Source organism: Streptomyces sp. NPDC007205 (assembly GCF_040634095.1).
GTDB lineage: Bacteria > Actinomycetota > Actinomycetes > Streptomycetales > Streptomycetaceae > Streptomyces.
The window spans coordinates 1-17,899 of sequence record NZ_JBEYEW010000062.1 but is presented as its reverse complement, the minus strand read 5'-3'; the positions used below and the strand labels follow the sequence as shown (position 1 = coordinate 17,899).

The window sequence follows — 17,899 nt, the reverse complement described above, 5'->3', positions numbered from 1 at the left end:
GGCGGATCCTCCGCAAGGCCAGACTCAGCCCGAACGCACTCACGTCAACCACAAAGGCCATCCTCACCCTGGAGGCTCACCGTTGAAAAGGCTCCGTGTCCTACATGGCCAGTTTGAGGAGTCGCTTGTAGCAGCAGAGAGCAGCTGCCAGTCCGAGAAAGGCCAGGTAGTTGCCTGGTTTCCGTTCGTAGCGGTGGTGGAGGCGCCGGTATCCGGTCAGCCACGACATAGTGCGTTCGATGACCCACCGTCGGCGGCCGAGTCGTTCGCTGGAGTCGATGCCTTTGCGGGCGATCCGGACACCGATGCGCTTGCCCCAAAGCCATCGCCGCAGGTGAGGTACGTCGTATGCCTTGTCCGCGTGAAGCCGCACGGGCTTGGAGTCGGTCGCGTGGGATTCGTGTCTCATGTGGAAGTGGGACAGCATCGGCTTCAGGGCGAGGCTGTCGTGGGTGTTGGCCGCGGAGAGTCCGACCCGTAGGGGCAGTCCGTTCGCGTCGGACAGGACGTGCATCTTGGAACCGGGCTTACCCCGGTCCACAGGGCTCGGACCTGCAAGTTCGCCCCCTTTTTAGCGCGGACATGGGCGGAGTCGAGGATCACGCGCGACAGATCGACCAGGTTCTGGCCGTCCAGGAGCTGCAGCACCTTCTGGTGTAGCCGTCCCCACACACCAGCCCGGGACCAGATGAGGAACCGGCGGTGCACGGTCGACTTCGACGCCTCGAAACAGGGCGGCAAGGCCCGCCAGGCACAGCCGCTGACCAGTACATAGATGATCGCAGCGAACACCGCCTCGTCATCGATGTTTGCGATTCCACCGCCCTGCCGACGCACCCGCGCCGACGGCAACAGTGGCCTGGCGATCTCCCACAGCCCATCCGGCACGATCCATCCCCACCGCCCACTGCCCATGGCCAGCCCAACGACCAACTGACCATGTAGGACACGGTCTTAGAGCGCAGGAATTCCTGTTCGGCGGTGGCGGACAGGGTGCGGGCATAGTGCAGGAACATCGCTGGGGTCTTGTGTCCCATGTAGCGCAGGGCCACGCGCAGCGGGATGCCGGCGTTGAGCAGGCTGGTGGCCTTGGTGTGCCGGAAGGTGTGGGTCCTGGAGATCTTGATCAGGTGGTCCTGGTCGTCGCGCAGGTCGATGGCGGCGGCGAAGTCCGTCAGGCGAGGGCGGGCCGTCGTCGACGGGTAGGGGCGGTCTCCGTTGCGGTTGTTCCACTCGGCCAGGAACAGGTACTTGGGGTCGACACCGGGCCGATTCTGCCCGGTCATGAAGGTGCGGGCGTACTCCTGCTGACGGCGGACCAGGTCGAGGGTCTCCTGGTCGATGGGAATGGTGCTGTCCTCAGTGAAGATCTTCGTCTGCTGGTATCGCAGCCGTGCGACGCGACCGTCCGGGTCGGGGGAAGGGCGCTGCGAGGATCGGATCGAAGTCCAGCAGGGCGATTTCGATGATCCGTCTGCCGGTCTTGATGAGCAGGCCAATGATGCGGACCATTTGCTCGTCGGCGAATCCGCCCTCGACCTTGGGCTGGGCAAGCAGACCGTGTTCTCGGCGATCCGGCTGATCACCGCATCACTGAGGACGGCATCGGGCGGCGGCGCCTTCGGACCGGTGGGTTTGTCGCCGTAGCGGAACAGCACGGCGTGCGTGTTGCGGCCCCAGCCGCTGCCAGCGGTCCCCGGCCAGGTCTTCAGCGGCCTGGTCGCGCTCCTCGAACACGAACCGGTACTGCTGCTCCAGCCCGGTAATGGCGGCACGGCGCTGGATCTGCCCGAGCGGCTCGCCCTTGTTCGCTCCGGCCGTGCACCGCTGTCGGCGGCAGTGCCTGGACGGTCGGGGACAGACGGCCAGGAGCTCGAGCATCTTTCGGTACAGCTCCCCCGGCAGTTGGTCCGGGCAGCGCACGTGCATCACCGTCGGCTGTACGACCTGCGTCTTTGCGTTGTCCACCGGTGTGAACTCCTACTCCCGACACTATCGAACAGGGAATCGAACACGCGAGTGCGGCGCGCCAATCACGACCTGTGACTGACTGCCTGTGATTGAGCGCGCTGCGTGGTCTTTGAGCGCGATTGTTGACCCACCGTGCATTCCCGTTGGCCGTGAAGGGGGTCGATTGCGACTCGCGACCCATTTGACATGCGAGAACGTCGCACCACCGTTACGGGCGAGGATCCGGAGGCGAGCCTTGGGGGCTGGCGGGCCCGGCGGGCCTTCAGGCAGCGCCCGGACCCGGTGTCCGGCCGGCTTCCCGGTCGGCCGTTGGGGTCGATTCTGAGCATCGGAGTTGTGCCGGGCGTGATGGGTGCGGTCGCGCTGTGCCCCTGCCTTGGCACCTGTTTATGAGGGTAAGTTCCGGGCATATAGCGCTTATCTGCCGAAACCGGATGGATCGATAATCACGGCAGGAGGCGCGTCTGCCATGTCGGCTGGTGAGAAGGCCAGGGCCAAGGTCGAGCAGGCCAAGGGGAAGCTCAAGAGGGCCACGGGACGAGCCGCCGTCGATGACCCGATGGTCGTCGAGGGCCAGGCGGAAAAGTCCAAGGGCGATGCACGCCAGGCCAAGGAGAAAATCAAGGACATGTTCAAGCGCTGACCTTTGGCACGCTCATGAGTGTTAGGCCTTCACCCCCGGCCAGGGGGTGAAGGCCCTTCCTACGCCGAAGCCGTCGCGGGACCGACCTTCGGATACTCGCCCCGCTCTCGCCTGGGTGATCGAGCGCCGCATGCACGTCGGGTCACCGGATCGCGCGCACGAGCCAGGGCCGGTCATGCGGCGGGGTGTTCCTGTCAGGCGGCGCTCTTCTTATGCCGTCCGCTGCGCGCCCGAGTGCGTCGATGAGCCAGTCGTCGCACAGGTGCGGGGGCTGTCGCGTGGGGCGCCCCAGTCGGTGCTCCTTGTACTCACGCTCGCGGGCCTCGCACTCGGCCGCTTGCTTCCGCCGGATCGCGTATGCCGCTGACATCGAGATGCAGCCCTGCCGCATCCCGCTGTTCCGTCGCCTGAGGAAAGCCGGTGACAGGCATGCCTCCTACGTACTGGGCCTGATACTGCAACCGACCGGCCGCTTACCGGCTGGCACGCTTCCTCGTGGCCAACGACCGGATGGAAGAACTGTGGGACCGCGCCAAAGCCCGGGACTTCCCGGCCTCGCGGACCCTCGGTGAGATCCTCACCGCCCGCCGTCACGAGGCGGAGGCGATGTATGCACTTGAGCGGCCTGGGGCTGGCTGATGGCCGAGCATCACATGGAAGACGAGCTGGGTACATGGAGCACCACCAGGCGTATGAGCCCCTCCGCCCACCCTGGCCTGGCTGCTCGCCGACACCGGTCACGCCAATACAGCCGTCGCGGAGTTCGTCCAGGCACAACTCGACAAGCACTTGCTCAATGCGGTCGAGCTTGGCGTCGCGATCCGGGTCGGGCGACTCCTGCCACGTCTTGGTGGTGGGCTTGACCTGGTCAGCGATGATAGGGCTCGTTGAAATGCGGCCAAGGTCGAGCTGTGCCCTTCTTCGGCGGCGCTCAGCGGCGGGCGGCGGCTTCGACGTCGGCGATGAGCCGGTGGATGCGCAGTGCGTGAGCGAAATCGGGAACCTCCTGGGTGCCCTCGGCGAGGTCTTTGGCAAACGCCGTGTACACGGCGGCGACGTTGCGTGGTGGTCCGGGGGGTACGGCGGCCAGGTCGGCGTCCAGGTACATGGGCACCGCTAGGGGGCTGACCTCGGTCGCGGTCCCGTTGCCGCCGGCGAGGGTCAACTCGGTGCTCTGGATGTTGCCGTCAGCGGATGCGCTGGTCAGCAGGAGGTCATCGGAGGTGCCGTTGATCTCCCAGCGCAGGCCGCCCGCGCGGGACCGGCCGCCGCGGTAGAAGACGGACGCGACGGCGCCCGAACGCAGGGCCGCGGTCACCGCGACCTGGTCGGGTGCGGTGACCGGCACGGTGGTGTTCTCCTCGGCGATCAGGACCTCGCGGCGTCCGACGGCGAGGGTTGCGGTGACGCGGTCGATGTCGCCCAGGACGTAGGTGAGCGCGTCCAGGGCGTGCGCGGTGGACACCGACAGCGTGGTGACGCCGTTGGCGACGTCGAACAGGAAGGCGTACTTCCGGCTGGTCACGGCGTCCCAGCCCATGGCGGACCCGGTCAGGTTGGTCGCCAGCACCCGCCCGGCGTAACCCTCGGTGACCAGTTCACGCAGGCGCCGTACGGCCGGGGCGAATCTGGCCTGCAATCCGATGGCGGTCCGCACGCCGGCTGCGGCGGCCAGCTCGGCGAGGTGGGTGGCCTCTTCGACGTTCACGCCGAGCGGCCATTCGCTGTAGACCATCTTTCCTGCGGCGAGCGCCTGCGCCGCGAGGTCGTGGTGCTGGGGGACCTTCACCGCCACCACTACGAGGTCGACGTCCGGGTGGTCGATCAGTGCCCGGGCATCGTCGAAGGCGTCGACGCCCCAGGCCGCCGCGGCGGCGTCCGCCGAGGAGCGCCGACTGGTGGCCACGGCCCGCAGCCGATAGCCGGGCAGGGCCCGCAACGCGGGGATGTGCGCGCTGACCGCCCAGCTCGGCGTGGTCGGACTGGCGCCGATGACCCCCACTCCGATCTCCTTCACGGCAGCTCCCTTCCTGGTATCTGACATGCATCCTGGTATCTGATGAATACCAGTACTACGATCATTGGACCGGCCGCCGAAGCCGGCAAGAAGGCAGCTCGAAGTGCCCTGGTATCACCGGAGGAACCGATGGCAGCCACCGTGGACGAGTCGGCGCACTGGCACACGCCCCAGGAGCGGGCGGCCTTCGTGCGCGACATCCTCGACCGCATCGGCGACAAGTGGTCGGTCATCGTCATCTGCCGCCTCGGGAAGGAGCCTCATCGTTTCAACGAGCTGCGCCGGGCCAGCGACGGAATCACCCAGCGCATGCTCAGTTCCACCCTGCGCGCTCTGGAACGTGACGGCATCGTCACCCGTACCGTCCACCCCACCGTGCCGCCCCGCGTCGAGTACGCCCTCACCGAGACCGGTCGCACCCTGCTCGACGTCGTGAAGGCCCTCGCCCGCTGGACCGACCAGCACGTGGACGTCATCCGTGCCGCCCGGGCGGACTACGACCAGCGAACGCACGCCACGGCCTGACGCCAGACGCGGTCGAGTCCCATCCACGGCGTTGATCGACCGCGACGCGATCAGCATGCCCGGAGCACGGGCCGGCTGGATCCGGGGAGGCCGTTAAACAGGGGGCCCATGAAGGGGGCCGGATGGTCTCAGGTGGCTGACAGGCCCCTCGCGCGGGAGGACGCCCCGTCAGGGTGCCTTCCGCGTCGCTCATGCGATGCGCTGCGTGCAGCCTGGACCGCGGCCACCGCGCCCCTGGTGCCGGCTGGCTATCGGCGGACCTTTCCCTGTGGCGCCCGACCGCAGTCAGCGTGGGTCCGCCCAGGGCATCAAGTTGAGCAACTCTGAGGAAAAACCCGACCCAGCACCTGGTGGGGGGATTCAGGGCTCGGGCCGCGATGCCAGGAACAATCCCGGTGCCGCGGCAGGCTGAGCTCGAATCGGTCTCACCTCTCGATCGCGCTGCCGCAGCGGCACGTCATCTCCCTCGGCCAACGGCCCCAAGTTTCGCCCGTGACGGCGCGCGGTGCAGGCAGCCTGATGCCTTGCGGTCCCGGAGCGGCAACATGGGCAAGCGCTACTTACTGATGAGGCTCTTGCCTTCGGCGGGATGGGCACCATGACCGAGATCCGTACCCCCCGCCTCCTTCTCTCCGTCGCTGGCGTGACGACGACCTTCCGCCGATGGCGGACATCAATGCGGACCCGCAGGTCATGCTGTGATTCCGGAGTTTGTAGTTGGTGTGGCGGGTGTGGCATGAGCTGGGGTGTTGGGGATTTTCCGATAAAGAATCCGGCGCTTGCGGGGCGTTGGAGGCGGTGATGACTGGGCGTCTGGTCTGCGGGTGTTCGGAGTTTGTTGATAAGGGTGGTGTGGTGTTGGTGATAATGCCTGGCATCTAAAGGACTGGTGCGGGTTTGTGCTGGTCAGCGGCTTGCTGGCCGGTCGGGGCAGCCGGGTCGTGCTGGTGTGGGCGGGCTTACGGTGCTGCCGGGTGGGGCGGGTCGCCGCTGCCGCCGGTCCAGTACAGGGCGGTGTCGATGTCGCGTGCGGTCCAGCCGTCGGCTGGTGCTCCGCCGTGCTCGAGGAGGTCATCGAGGAGTTGCATGTAGCGGCCGTAGCGTCCCGGTGTGGGGGTGAGGGTGAGGCCGAGGGTGTCGAGGGCGTGTTGGACGCGGCGGTCGTAGACGGCCATTCGGTGCGGTGCTGCTGCGGTGAGGACGGCTGAGGCGAGGGCGTCTCCGGAGCGGAAGCCGGGCAGTTCGGCGATGATGCCGCGTCCGGTGCGGGCGGCCTCGTTGCGCGGGATCGTGGAGTCGCGGACGGCGGTGACGGCTCGCTCGGTGATGGCTCGTACGTGGGTGTCGGGCAAGGACATGAGTGCTGTCACCCAGCGGGTTTGTGCGGAGAGCCGTTTCCAGACGACGAGGGCTGCGATGTCGGTCTTGCCGAGGCTGCCGGCGTGCTCGGTGCGCTGCGCGACGTCGTGGAGGACCTCGTCGTAGTGGGGTGAGACGTCGGTGAGGTAGCTGGCGCGGGCGGGGATCAGGGTGTCCCAGGCATGCCGGCAGAGGGCAGCGAACTCTTCGCCGCCCGGCGTCTCGGTGGTCGTCTTCATGTCCGCATCATGCCGTTCTGGCGGGTTGGCGGGTTCGGGGGCGGCTGTGTTCTTCGGCGAGGTGGTCGAGCTGGATGGCTTCGAGTGATTTTTTGGTGATGCGTTCGGTGCCGTCGCAGATGGCGGTGATGGCGGCTTGGCGGATGAGGCGGGCGAGGCTGCCGATGCGGTCGGCGGTGCGCTGGTGGAGGTAGGAGGCGTGGCGGGGGAGCGTGCCGGGTGTGTGCTGGGTCAGGTCAAGGGCGGCTTCCATGTCGGTGACCAGGTCGGTGAAAGGCCGGCGGGCGCCGTGGCGAGCGGGGAGGGGGCCGCAGGTGATGAGGCTGGCGCGGCCGGCGAGTTGGGCACCGCGGACTCCGGCGAACAGAGGTGTGGCGGCGACGTCGATGCCGCTGTAGACGAAGGTCGCTTTGATGCGTTCGGTGAGGTCTTTGAGGAGATCGGCGGCTTCGGCGCCGGTGGTGGTGCGGGGGTTGAGGCGGTGGATTTCGTCGATGAGGACCAGGCGGACGCCGGCGGCGGTGTAGGTGTGGCAGACGGCGCTGGTGATCTGGGCTTGGGTCATGCGGGTGGTGACGGGGATGCCGAGGTAGCGGGCGAATTCTGTGGCGAGGGTCTTGGCGGTGGCGCCGGGCGGCACCAGCAGGTACGCGACCGGCACCTGCTGGTGTGTGCGTCCGGGCGGGGCGGGGTGTGTGCGGGTGTGGGCGAGGTGGCAGGTGCGCCCGACTTCGAGGAGGGCGGTGGTTTTCCCGGCCGCGGCGGGACCGGTGACGATCAGCGAGGGCCGGGCGGTGGTCTGCTGGTGGCGGCCGAGCAGCATCAGGGTGCGGACCTGGGTGGCGAGGGTGTCGATGGCGGGGGTGCGGACGGTGACGAACGCGGAGTGGTAGGCGAGGCGTTCTTCCGTGCTGCGGGGCGCATCGCCGGCCTGGGGCGGGGTGAGGGGCGGGCTGGTGGCGAAGTGCTGCCAGCCCTGCCAGGTGGTGATCGGCCAGTCCGGCTGTGCTGTGTGCGGGCCGGGCAGCGGTACCTGGGTGTCGGCGGTGGCGTGCTGGCCATGTGCGGGGCTGGTCACCAGTTGAGGGCTTCCTGGGCGGGGTCGTAGAGGCCAAGTCCGGTGTACGGGACGGGGGCGTGGTCGTCGCCGGGTTCGTCGTCGCCGTCGGCCTGCTCTGCGTCGTCGGGCAGGTCGTCGAGATCGTCGAGGCTGTCGGCGTCCCAGCCGTCGGCCTGCGGGTCCGGAGGGCGGGTGCTGGTCGTGGGCGGGGGTGTTTTCAGTGGTGCGGTGCGGGTGATCAGGCGTTGCTCGCCGGGGGTGGCGGTGCCGGTGTGGGCGCGGCGCATGAGCTGGTCGAGGGCGTCGGCGAGGTCGGCTTCGTGGGTGTCGCGGTCGCCGTGGCGGGCGGTGATGGTCTTGATGTGCTGCCAGGTAGCGCTGTTGAACGGCTGGTGGATGTGGTCGCGGTGGATCCACGGGATCTCTGCCAGGTGTCCGTCGGGCAGGCGGATCCAGACCTGGCGGGCGTCGTGGGGGTTGGTGTGGATCTCCCATTTGCCGCCGCGGGAGGTGACGGGTGAGGGCTGGCCGCGGTAGGGGGCCAGGATGTCCGCGTCGTAGGTGCGGTGCTCGATGCGGATGCCGCGTTCGGTGATGGCCTGCCAGCGCACCGGCAGCAGTTCGAGGTAGTCGTTGCCGTTCAGGGGGAGGGTTACGTGGCCGGCCACGGCGATGAGGGCGGCCCACATCTGGTTGGGGGTGAGCGCTTTCTTGGGCAGGGTGGGGTGGCGCAGACCCTCGTGGGGGCGGTGGTGGTAGTGGACGAGCCATTCGTCGAGCAGGTCCTGCAGTTGGGCGACGCTGAAGCAGGCCTCGGTTTCGGCGTCCGGCCCGCGGCGGGTGACGTCGGAGCCGGTGTAGCCGGGCAGATGCTGGCACAGCAGCGCGTTGATAGTGCCGAAGGTGCGCTCCACGATGCCTTTGGCGGCGGGGGCATGGGGCGGCGTGGGCTGGACGCTGATGCCGAGGGTTTCGCAGGCGGCGGTGAACGCCGCGGACAGGTAGACCTTGCCCCGGTCCACGACGATCGTCTCGGGTACCACCACCGGCCGGGCCGCCGCGCCCTTAAGCCGTTCGTCCACGGTCAGCAGCCGCTGCAGCTGAGGGAGTTGGGCGTGGGCCAGGCGCAGGGCGTCGGGCCAGGTGGGGCGGGCCGGGTGAGGGACGGCCATCTCCGCCAGCAGCAGGGCCGCATCCACGGCCTTGGTGCCGGCCGGGCGCAGGACGGCGGCGAGGATGGCGCGGGTGGCGACATCTACGGCGATCGTGAGTTCGGGCCGGCCGGTGGTGCCGTCGTCGAAGACGGTCAGGACGTCCAGGCGGGTGGTGTCGACCTGGACCTGCTCGCCCGGGCGCAGCGCCACGGTCGGAGTGAAAGCCCGCCCGCCGGTGGGGGAGGGCAGCGTGCGGGCGGGGCGGTGGGGGTGTTCGGCGGGGCCGGCGAGCTGGTGGACGAGCCGGTAGAAGGTGGCCTGGGACGGTATGGGCACCGTGCCGCGCCCGTATTGGTCGTCCAGGATCTGCGTGACCAGGGGCTTCAGGCCCTTGATGGTGCCCTTGGAGCGGCCGCGCTGGCGGCGCAGGGCTTCCTCGATCGCGGTGATGACGCGTTCGTCGGTGCGCCCGGTGGGGCTGGCGCGGCGGGTGGTGCGGTGGTCGACCAGGCCCCACAGCCCCTGTTTGCGGTAGGCCAGGCGCATGCGCTGCACGGTGGTGCGCGAGACCTGTCCGAACCCGATCGCGGTCAGCTCCGCGGCCTTGGCCTCCTCACGCTGGGCGAGCGTGAACCGGCCGGGGTCGTACTCCGCCCGCGGCACCCCGCCGGTGCCGGGCTCGCCGGGCAGGCCGGACTCCACCTCGCGGATGTGCCGCTGCCAGGCCAGTGCTTTTCGGCGCGCGCTCTCGGGCGCGGTCTCGAACAGCCCCCACTGGGTCACAGCCTGGGGCATCTCGGCCCCCACGAGGGCGAAGGACGCATCGGCGAACAGATGCCCGGCCAGGACAGTCTCCTCTGCTCCCGTCTCACCGGCCAGGTGGATCTGCTGCCCTGCCAGAGCGATGACCTGCCACGTGCTCTCTCGGAAGCGGACATGCGCTCCGACCTGCAGCACCGGACGCCCGCCACGCCGCGCGCTCACTGCCTGCCCCCGCTGCCGGGGCCACCGGTGCTGTCGCGGCGGCCGTCCGCACCGCCGGTGGCGGGGCTGACGAGAACATGTGCGTTGAGCGGGACATCCACAGGCGCAGTGAGGTGTCCGTGCCACAGGGCGTGGAAGACAGCGGGGAGGACTTCGAGCGGGTCGCCGACCGCTTCGGTGCCCTCGATCAGCGGCCGGGGCCGCGAAAACGCCTCGCGCACGGCGGCCGCGAGGCCGGGACGGCCCTGGTTGCGGGGGTGACGGTAGCCGGCCAGCCACTTCAGGTTCGCCGCCTCCACCTTCTGCAGCGGCTCAAGACGCCGGTAGCTAAAGCCGGCCTGTGCGCACGCCGCCTCGAGGACCGGCACAGCCCGCCGAGCCCGTTCGCCGCCGGCCTCCGGGCGGCTGGGGCAGTCGGCCAGCAGGGCCGTGCCGTTGCTGTAGCGGGCGAAGAGCTGGGGCACCCACGAATACACCTTGCCGCGCCCGTCCCGCCACAGCAGCCGGACCGGCCGCCCGGCCAGGCCGACCACCTCAGGGTCGCGGTCCAGCACCATCAACTGCGCCCGCATCGCGGCTGATCCGCAGGCCACATGCCGGCCGGTCGTGGCCGACCACCACTGGCCCGGCCCCCACCGCTGCCCCGGCACCACCGGGAACGCCGACACCGGCTCCAGCTCCTCGAACGCCACCGCGAGAGCCGCGTCCGCCCACCGCTGCTGCACCACCTGCCCGAGAGGATCGGCGAAGACCGCCTCCCACCCGTATTCAGCATCCGCCCGTGTCTGCCGTGACCGGCCGCTTGCTGCGGCCGCTGCGCCCTTGCCACTCACATGCATCATCCAAGCCCGCCGGGCCTGGTGACGGGCAGCTTTGCAGATTCTGATCACACTGTGCCCGGCGATGCACTATCCCCTGTCGGCACGCCCCGCGACCGCGGTGGCCCGCGCTCAGCCCTCATCCCCGGGACGCCCGTTGCGGTCGTCCGCGAGCGCCTTAGCCAGGACATCGGCAGGCAGCCGGGCCCACTGCGCCAGATCCTCCAGAGCCACCCCGGCCTGCAGTGCCCCCGCCGCGGTCTCCCGCACGGCCTGGTCGATCAGCGTGGCGGCATGGCCGAGGCTGCCCAGCAACTGCCGCGCGGCATCAACGGCCTTGCCCTGCTGGGCGCCGCGCAGCTGGGTCAGCTGCTCCTGCGCGCCGTTGACCAGACCGGTGATCAGCGCACGCTGCTCGGCCGGTACCGCCGCGCGCCAGGTGGTGCCGGAGCCGGGCGATGTGCGCTCCTTGCCCAGCACCCGCAGCTGGGCGGCCATGGTCGCGGGCTGGTGCTCCTGGCGGACCCACCACGGGTTGTTGTCGTACCCGGGCGGTCCGCCTTCGCCGCGGCGCCGGCGGATGACCGCGCCCATCCAGGCGATCAGCGGCCCGCCGTAGTCCACTGCGGACAGCGGCCCCAGCCAGGCGCGTCCCACCCGCTCGCCGAGCCGGCGGCAGAACGCGCCGTCGGCGGGCAGCGGCCGCGGCCGCCCGGCGCCGCTGTCCGTCCACACCAGCTCGGCCATGGCCGGGTCCAGCAGCGCGTCGGCCACGGCCACCACCTCCGGGAAGACGACCGCGTCCCGTCCCACGATCCGCCACCGCTCAAGATCCGTTCCCGCGTTGCCGCCCGCAACCTGGTGCAGGCGCTGCGGCCAGATCTCCTCCCGCTCCCAGTGCAGGGCCTCATCCCACCACCGGGCCACGACCGCGTGCGCCAGGGCGAACACCTCCGCGCCCTCCGCCCCGGCCCGCCCCGCACGGCGCGCCACCCGGCTCCACCGCCGCTGTGCCGCAGCCACCTCCGGGACACCGCGCAGATCGAGGTGTTCCAGCGGCTGGTCGGCGTCCGCGTCCAGCAGCCACCGCCCGTGCCGGACACACACCCGCTCCCAGCGCGGCAGATACCGCACCGCCCGCACCGCCTGCCCGGTGCGCCGCGCGGTGCACAGCCGGCAGGCGAACGCCGCTTCTCCCGCCACTGCGCCTGCTGAACGCCACCGCGCCTGCGCCAGGCCGGCCTCCCGGCCCTTGCTGATCTTGGGATCATCCACGGTGAAGGCGGGCAGAGCGCGCGCCAGGACCGTCGGCCCGGCCCCGCACAGCTCGGCGAGCACGCGCCGCCCGGCTTCGTTGAGCACGATTTCCGCGTCGGCCCGTACACCGCCGCCGTCCAGCCGGGCGGGGGAGTTGCGGCACGTCCACTGCCGCAGCACACCGGCGGCCGTCAGCCCGTAGCGATCCGCGATCCGGCTGATCAGTGACGAGGTCAGCTCCCCGGCCAGCGGCACGGTCCCTAACGCCCCTGCAGCCACAACTCCCCCTCCCATGCCCTTTCCTGCTTCCTGTCCCGTCCGGGGCCCACCGGCTACAGCTCGAACTCAAGGTCGATCAGGTCGGTGAGCTCCACTTCGAGGCCGTGGGCGCGGCGGCCGCTGTCGCGGAAGTAGACCTCGCCCAGGGCCTCGGCGGCGATCTGGCGGAGGTCGTCCTCGTCGACGCCGGCCTCCTGGGCTTCGAAGAGGCGGGCAGCGTGCCGTGGGGGCAGGGCGAGGGTGAGGTGACGCACGCGGGCGTCGTCGGTGCTGCCGGGGGCGGCGGTGTAGCCGAAACGGGCCTGGACATCGATCATGATGCCGCCGGTGGTGGCCGCAGCCTGCTTCGCCCTGGCCCTGACCTGCGGCTGCCAGCGGGCGCGGACCTCGCGTTCGAGCCGGTCAGCGAGCTCCGGGCGGGGGGTTTTGATCTGGTTCTTCACGTACCGCTCGACGGTGCGCTGGCTGACGCCGAGCAGCTCGGCCACCCGCCGGGTACTGCGCTGGTGCTGCCGGACCAGGTAACGCATCTGCGTCCCGGCGGACTTGGGCAGGGGGCGGGTGAACGCCCCCTGCACCGCCTTGTCGAGCCCTTCCCCGACCGTGACCATGCCGCGATACCCCTACTCTCCGGTGTCCTTGGCGGTGACCTCGCCGGTCTTGATGTACCGGGCGAGGTTGGCGACGTGGCCGTCACCGGCGAGCTGCTCGAGCACGTTGGCGCCCCACAGCAGGCTCTGGGTGCCCTCGTGCTTGACCATCCCGGGCGAGACGCCGAGCCGGAAGCTGCCGGGCACGGTCTTGCCATCGGGGTCGTAGGGCAGGACGTCGAGCGGGCTGGGCCCGTCGGCGGCGTAGACGGCGCAGTCGGACAGGACCGCGACCGGATACTGCCCGGTGGCCGCGGCCAGATGCAGCATCTTGCGGTGCATGTTGATCCGCGCCCGGGAGATCACGGCGGCGCGGATGTCGGGCCGCCATGTGGGCCGGGCGAGGGCGGGCCAGGCCTGTCCCGGCTTCCAGCCGCCGCCGCGCGCCTTCTCCCGCAGCTTGCCGATGCCGCCCTTGACGGTCATCTTGACCGCGTCCACGACGATGCCCAGCTCCGGATCACGGCTCTTGTAGCCGTCCATCGCCTCCAGGAACTCGGCCGGGGACAGCTTCTCGCCCACCCCGAGATCCGACATGGTCGCGACGTAGGCGTCGCGCAGCCGCTTGTACCAGCCGTCCAGGAACCGGCCGTGCTCCGGGCGCACCCACGCCTCCACTGGGGAGACGTCGTAGCCGAGTTCGACGGCGTAGGCGACCGTCGAGGTGGCGTACCAGGCCGGACCCGTCGGGTGCTGGCCGGTCGGCGTGAACGGGCTGGGCAGCAGGTCCCCGTCGAGGTCCCGCCACTGCTTGCCCACCTTCACCCGGGACGGATCGACGTGGGAGAGGTCGACCAGCCAGGAGCCGGGCAGCGCCGCATCGAACGCGGGCCGGGTGACGTGCACCGGCGACGTGGCCAGACCGACGACGGCACCGTTGGCGCCTGCGGCGAACGACAGGTTCACGTCGAGGCCGACCAGGTAGCGCTTCATGCACTCGGCGTCACTGAGATCCCGTGCCCAGTCGTAGGCCTCTTCGAACAGCTTCTCGTCGGGGCCGCGTACGGACGGGATGTCCGTCGGTCGCCTCGCAGGGCGCCGGGTCCATCGGTTCGGTTCCCAGTGACCCGGGCCGGTGCTCGCGGTGCCGCCGGCCGTCGGTGTCCGGTGCGCTGGCGCGGGTGGGCGGGTTGAGCGCGGTCATCAGATGCAGTCCCGTCACCGCGGTGGAACCCACCGGGGTCATCACCTGGGTCGCGTACACGCCCAGCACCCGGGCCAGTTCCGCCGGCTGAAGCTGGGCGGCATGCCCCCAGGCGCGGTCGTCGAGGGCGTTCCAGGAGGGGATGCACAGCTGCACGCACTGCCGCCGCCCGCCGTGGGCGGGGCGGTATATCCGCGCCCACGGCCCCAGGCCCCGCTTGGTGAGCTGCCAGTCGGCCCGCTGAAGCTGCTTGATGACCTTGTGCCCCTCCGCCAGCCGCCCGGCGAGCCGCTCCTCGTGCGACAGCGCGGCGGGCAGGCCGTACCGTTCGCACGCGGCCTCGGTGAGCACCAGCAGCGGGTCGGCGTCCTTGCCCGAACCGTGCAGCCGCTCCGCCCCGAGCTGCGCGTCGGTGAGCGTCCATTCGATCAGGGCGGGCAGGGACTTGGCGGGTACGTCCAGGATCAGGCCGCCGACGCCGTAGCCGGTCACATTCCGGTCGGCGTCGGCGTCGAGGACGAGCAACGGGCCATGCGCGTATGCGCCGCCGGGCGCGGGCGTGTTCGCCGGGGAGGCCTTCTTCGCACCCGGACGACGCGAGCCGTGCGACGCCCGCTCGGCCCGCGGATGCGCCACAGCGGCCGGTGCCCGAACGGCCGCCGGGGGAGCGGAAGGAGACTCCTCTTCCTCTGGCCCGGCCGTGGCCGCAGCGTCCGGTGCCCCGCCCCTCGACGGCGTGGCAGGGCTCGGCATGGGCGTCGACGGCGCCGCGGCCGCGGCCTGCTCCGCAGCGGGCGGCGGCACAGCGGTGTCCTCCTGCGGGACACCGGTGCTCTCGGCGGCGGGGTAGAGCTCGGCGAGCTGCTCCAGCAGGCGTGCGTACGCCTCCCGCTCCGGCGGCCGCGGCTCGGTCTTGCCCGACTCCCAGCCGCCGACGGTCGCCCGCCGCACATGCAGCGCGGCGGCCACCTCGTCCAGGGTGAGCGCGTGAGCCTGGCGCAATCGCCTGCGCTCCGCCGGCGGCGGCAGCGGGGACCGGGACGCGACCAGCGCGTCCACGGCATCGAACAACTCGGACATGAGACACCTCCACCCCGTATCCTACCCGAGAACCGTACCCATTGCGTACCTATCGCGTACTTTCTGCGTGCGGATAGCGTGCGGGTGGTAGTTTCCGTGAAGGCCTCCGACCGTCCGCTTCAGGAGTTAAGGAAGAGCTGCATGACTGTGGTGCCGCGCCCCGGCCGCCCCGAGCGCTCCCGGCTCTTTCCCGACCAGGCGGACGCGGTGGCCCGGCTCGTACGGCACCTGCGCCGCCCGGGGACGCGGGGACTGTTCGTGTCGGCGACGGGGACCGGGAAGACGCTGGTGTCCATCCGCGTCGCGGACGGACTCGGTGCGCGGCTGGTGCTGTTTGTGGTGCCCACCCTGGACCTGGCAGCGCAGACGGCGCTGGCCTGGCGCCGGGACGGCCACGGCGAGCACATGGTGATCGTCTCCTCCTTGGACGTGGCCGGCCGCGACGATCTGGTGGCCGCCCGCGTCATGTCGACCACCGACCCGCATGCACTGGGCGGGCTGATGTCGGTGGTGGGGGAGGCCGAGGATCAGATCCCGGCCTTGACGGTGATCTGCACCTACGACTCCCTGAGCAAGATCGAGGAAACCCAGAAGACGGGGTACACCGTCCCGCCGTTCGACCTGGCCGTCATGGATGAAGCGCACCGGATCGCCGGCCGGGCCGACAAGAAGTGGGCGATCGTCAACGACGCCCAGCGCATCCACGCCGACCGCCGCCTCTACATGACCGCAACGCCCCGGATCTTTGCCGCGCCCGAGCTGGCGGAGTCCGCCGACACCACCCGCCCACGCCGCCGACGCCCCCAGGGCCCGGAGACGGACGCGTTCGCCAACTCCTCCATGGACAACGAGGCCGTCTACGGCAAGAAGGTCGTCGAATACCCCCTCGCAACGGCCGTGGCGGACGGCCGGGCCGCGGACTACCGCATCGTGGTGCCCACCCTCACCGACACCGACCTGCGCCGCCGCCTGAACAGGCCCGCCCCCGGCATCACACCGCCAGGCGACGAAATCGACGAGAAGGCGGACAGCGCGCTGCGCACCACCGCCCTGCACCTGGCCGTCCTGCGCACCATGACCGAGCACGGCCTGAAGAAGGTCCTGGTCTACTTCAACCTGGTCTCCGACGCGCGCCGCTTCGCCCGCGAACTCCCGCACACCTTGCGCCTGCTGGCCCGGACCGAGCCCGGCCTCGTCCCGGACATCACCCCACAGCTGTTCTTCGCCCACGGCGAGCACACCCCCGCCCAACGGGGCGACATCTTCGCCGCCTTCGCCGCCGCCGACTGCGCGATCCTCGCCAACTCCCGATTGATCGCTGAAGGCGTCGACATCCCCAGCGTGGACGCGATCGTCTTCGCCGACCCCACCCGCAGCGTCATCCGCTGCGTCCAGGCCCTCGGCCGCGCCCTGCGCCTGGACGTCTCCGGCAAGACCGCCTCGCTGATCGTCCCCGTCTACATCCCGCCTGGCGCCGACGGCGAGAACATCCTGGGCACCGCCTACGAACCGGTGTGGGCGATCGCCTGCGCGCTGGCCAGCCACGACCACCGCATCCTCGAACGCCTCCCCGACAAGGCCAACCGCCTGCCCAAGGAGACCAGCCAGGTCATCGCACGGCGCTGGCACTTCGACTTCACCGTCCACCCCGAACGCATCGCCCAGGCGATGGACCTGATCTCCTTCGACCCCCGCGACCCGGCCGTCTCCCGCTCCCGCCGCCTCGGCCTCGCCGCCGCCCGCTCCTACCGCGATGAGTACGGCCACCTCGACGTCCCCGCCGACCACGTGGACCCCACCGGGCACCGGCTGGGCACCTTCATCACCACCATGCGCGACGCCGCGAAAGCCGGCCGCCTCGAGCCCGACTGGATTGCCGAACTCGACGCCCTGGGCATGATCTGGGACAAGCACGACGCCGCCTGGCGCGCCCGCCTCGCCGCGGCCGGTGACTACCACCGCGCCCACGGTCACCTCGCCGCTCCCGCCACCACCCCCGTCGGCGCCTGGCTCGCCGAACAACGCCACCTCGCCACCAAGAACGAGCTCCACCCCGCCCGGGCGGAGGCCCTCACCGCCCTCGCCGCCGACTGGCGCCTGCCCCACGGAGCGGACTGGCACCGCAAGTACCACCTGTTGCGCGCCCACCTCGCCACCGCCGCCGACCCCGCCACCCTCACCCGCGACACCCAGCTCGCCGGCGTGAAGATCGGCTCCTGGCTGCACCGCCAGCTCACCACATGGCACACCCTCGCCCCCGGCCAGCAACAGCTGATGACCGCCCTCAACCTCACCCCCGACACCAACCCCCTCACCCCCGCACGCCGCGGCCGCCGCACCTTCGCCGAGACCGTCCAGCTCCTGGAACTCTTCCTGCACCGCGAAGGCCGCACCCCCGCCGCCCGCGAGACCATCCGCGTCGACGGCGACACCGTCAAGCTCGGCGCCTGGCTCGCCAAGGCCCGCACCAAGCACCGCGCCCGCCAGCTCCCCGAAGCGGACGCGCGCCTGGTCGCCGCCTTGTTTGACGGGGACTGGACGAGCGAGGACGCCGTGTCCCCGCCGTCCTGGCGTAGACGCCCGCCCTCGGCCATTCGAGCCCACCAAGACGCGTCCGTTCTCAGGGTTCTGGCCGCAGTTCCGTGAATGCCCAGGTCAGGGGCGGCATGCAGGAACGTTCCTCTGCGGGACATCCTGCGCATGGGGGTCGAATCGCTCG

Annotated in this window: 12 protein-coding genes and 3 pseudogenes; 5 read left to right on the top strand and 10 right to left on the bottom strand. The window is 70.6% G+C overall.

Annotated elements, in window-relative coordinates:
• Positions 1-100: 100 nt before the first annotated feature.
• Both ABZ624_RS39470 and ABZ624_RS39465 read right to left on the bottom strand, forming a co-directional pair.
• A protein-coding gene (locus ABZ624_RS39470; protein ID WP_360099838.1) for an IS5 family transposase occupies positions 101-915 on the bottom strand; the annotation gives its coding sequence in 2 pieces (ribosomal slippage) (positions 101-573 and positions 573-915; 816 coding nt in all).
• An 89-nt stretch (positions 916-1,004) separates the two neighbouring features.
• Positions 1,005-1,343 (bottom strand): annotated as a pseudogene (locus ABZ624_RS39465) (tyrosine-type recombinase/integrase); the annotation flags it as partial.
• A gap of 19 nt (positions 1,344-1,362) precedes the next feature.
• Here ABZ624_RS39465 and ABZ624_RS39460 point away from each other — a divergent pair.
• Complete coding sequence (locus tag ABZ624_RS39460; RefSeq protein WP_360099834.1) at positions 1,363-1,647, top strand: hypothetical protein; 285 nt, start codon at positions 1,363-1,365, stop codon at positions 1,645-1,647.
• A 793-nt stretch (positions 1,648-2,440) separates the two neighbouring features.
• On the top strand, positions 2,441-2,614 hold the full coding sequence (locus tag ABZ624_RS39455; protein WP_360099832.1) for a CsbD family protein: 174 nt from the start codon (positions 2,441-2,443) through the stop codon (positions 2,612-2,614).
• Between the two features lie 931 nt (positions 2,615-3,545).
• Here the strand turns inward: ABZ624_RS39455 and ABZ624_RS39450 are convergent.
• Complete coding sequence (locus tag ABZ624_RS39450) at positions 3,546-4,631, bottom strand: Gfo/Idh/MocA family oxidoreductase (protein ID WP_360099830.1); 1,086 nt, start codon at positions 4,629-4,631, stop codon at positions 3,546-3,548.
• A 129-nt stretch (positions 4,632-4,760) separates the two neighbouring features.
• On the opposite strand from ABZ624_RS39450, the gene ABZ624_RS39445 reads away from it, so the two are divergent.
• Together ABZ624_RS39445 and ABZ624_RS39440 are read left to right on the top strand one after the other, a co-directional pair.
• The gene (locus tag ABZ624_RS39445) at positions 4,761-5,156 is read left to right on the top strand and encodes a helix-turn-helix domain-containing protein (protein WP_360099828.1); all 396 of its coding nucleotides are present in this window, start codon (positions 4,761-4,763) and stop codon (positions 5,154-5,156) included.
• Between the two features lie 598 nt (positions 5,157-5,754).
• A pseudogene (locus ABZ624_RS39440) lies at positions 5,755-5,852 on the top strand (GNAT family N-acetyltransferase); the annotation flags it as partial.
• 263 nt (positions 5,853-6,115) lie between these two features.
• On the opposite strand, the gene ABZ624_RS39435 reads toward ABZ624_RS39440, so the two are convergent.
• From ABZ624_RS39435 to ABZ624_RS39405, 7 genes and pseudogenes are all read right to left on the bottom strand, one after another.
• Complete coding sequence (locus ABZ624_RS39435) at positions 6,116-6,754, bottom strand: hypothetical protein (RefSeq protein ID WP_360099826.1); 639 nt, start codon at positions 6,752-6,754, stop codon at positions 6,116-6,118.
• Positions 6,755-6,761: 7 nt separating this feature from the next.
• On the bottom strand, positions 6,762-7,745 hold the full coding sequence (locus ABZ624_RS39430) for a TniB family NTP-binding protein (protein WP_360099836.1): 984 nt from the start codon (positions 7,743-7,745) through the stop codon (positions 6,762-6,764).
• An 83-nt stretch (positions 7,746-7,828) separates the two neighbouring features.
• Positions 7,829-9,952 carry a Mu transposase C-terminal domain-containing protein gene (locus tag ABZ624_RS39425; protein ID WP_360099824.1) on the bottom strand — a complete coding sequence of 708 codons (2,124 nt, stop codon included), beginning with the start codon at positions 9,950-9,952 and terminating at the stop codon, positions 7,829-7,831.
• The gene (locus tag ABZ624_RS39420) at positions 9,949-10,794 is read right to left on the bottom strand and encodes a TnsA-like heteromeric transposase endonuclease subunit (protein WP_360099822.1); all 846 of its coding nucleotides are present in this window, start codon (positions 10,792-10,794) and stop codon (positions 9,949-9,951) included. Before ABZ624_RS39420 ends, ABZ624_RS39425 begins: the two co-directional genes overlap by 4 nt.
• Before the next feature lie 108 nt (positions 10,795-10,902).
• Entirely contained in the window at positions 10,903-12,321 is a 1,419-nt protein-coding gene (locus ABZ624_RS39415) for a DNA-binding protein (RefSeq protein WP_360099820.1), read from the bottom strand.
• Between the two features lie 38 nt (positions 12,322-12,359).
• The gene (locus ABZ624_RS39410) at positions 12,360-12,917 is read right to left on the bottom strand and encodes an XRE family transcriptional regulator (protein WP_360099818.1); all 558 of its coding nucleotides are present in this window, start codon (positions 12,915-12,917) and stop codon (positions 12,360-12,362) included.
• A 12-nt stretch (positions 12,918-12,929) separates the two neighbouring features.
• A pseudogene (locus ABZ624_RS39405) lies at positions 12,930-15,180 on the bottom strand (helix-turn-helix transcriptional regulator).
• Positions 15,181-15,321: 141 nt separating this feature from the next.
• On the opposite strand from ABZ624_RS39405, the gene ABZ624_RS39400 reads away from it, so the two are divergent.
• Positions 15,322-17,826, top strand: a complete 2,505-nt coding sequence (locus ABZ624_RS39400) for a Helicase associated domain protein (RefSeq protein WP_360099816.1) — start codon at positions 15,322-15,324, stop codon at positions 17,824-17,826.
• The last annotated feature ends 73 nt before the right edge of the window (positions 17,827-17,899 follow it).

Excerpts from the sequence above, each read along its gene's own strand:
- ABZ624_RS39455 (WP_360099832.1), top strand. The coding sequence starts at position 2,441 with ATGTCGGCTGGTGAGAAGGCCAGGGCCAAGGTCGAGCAGGCCAAGGGG.
- ABZ624_RS39445 (WP_360099828.1), top strand. The coding sequence starts at position 4,761 with ATGGCAGCCACCGTGGACGAGTCGGCGCACTGGCACACGCCCCAGGAG.
- ABZ624_RS39435 (WP_360099826.1), bottom strand. The coding sequence starts at position 6,754 with ATGAAGACGACCACCGAGACGCCGGGCGGCGAAGAGTTCGCTGCCCTC.
- ABZ624_RS39420 (WP_360099822.1), bottom strand. The coding sequence starts at position 10,794 with ATGATGCATGTGAGTGGCAAGGGCGCAGCGGCCGCAGCAAGCGGCCGG.
- ABZ624_RS39415 (WP_360099820.1), bottom strand. The coding sequence starts at position 12,321 with ATGGGAGGGGGAGTTGTGGCTGCAGGGGCGTTAGGGACCGTGCCGCTG.
- ABZ624_RS39410 (WP_360099818.1), bottom strand. The coding sequence starts at position 12,917 with ATGGTCACGGTCGGGGAAGGGCTCGACAAGGCGGTGCAGGGGGCGTTC.
- ABZ624_RS39400 (WP_360099816.1), top strand. The coding sequence starts at position 15,322 with ATGACTGTGGTGCCGCGCCCCGGCCGCCCCGAGCGCTCCCGGCTCTTT.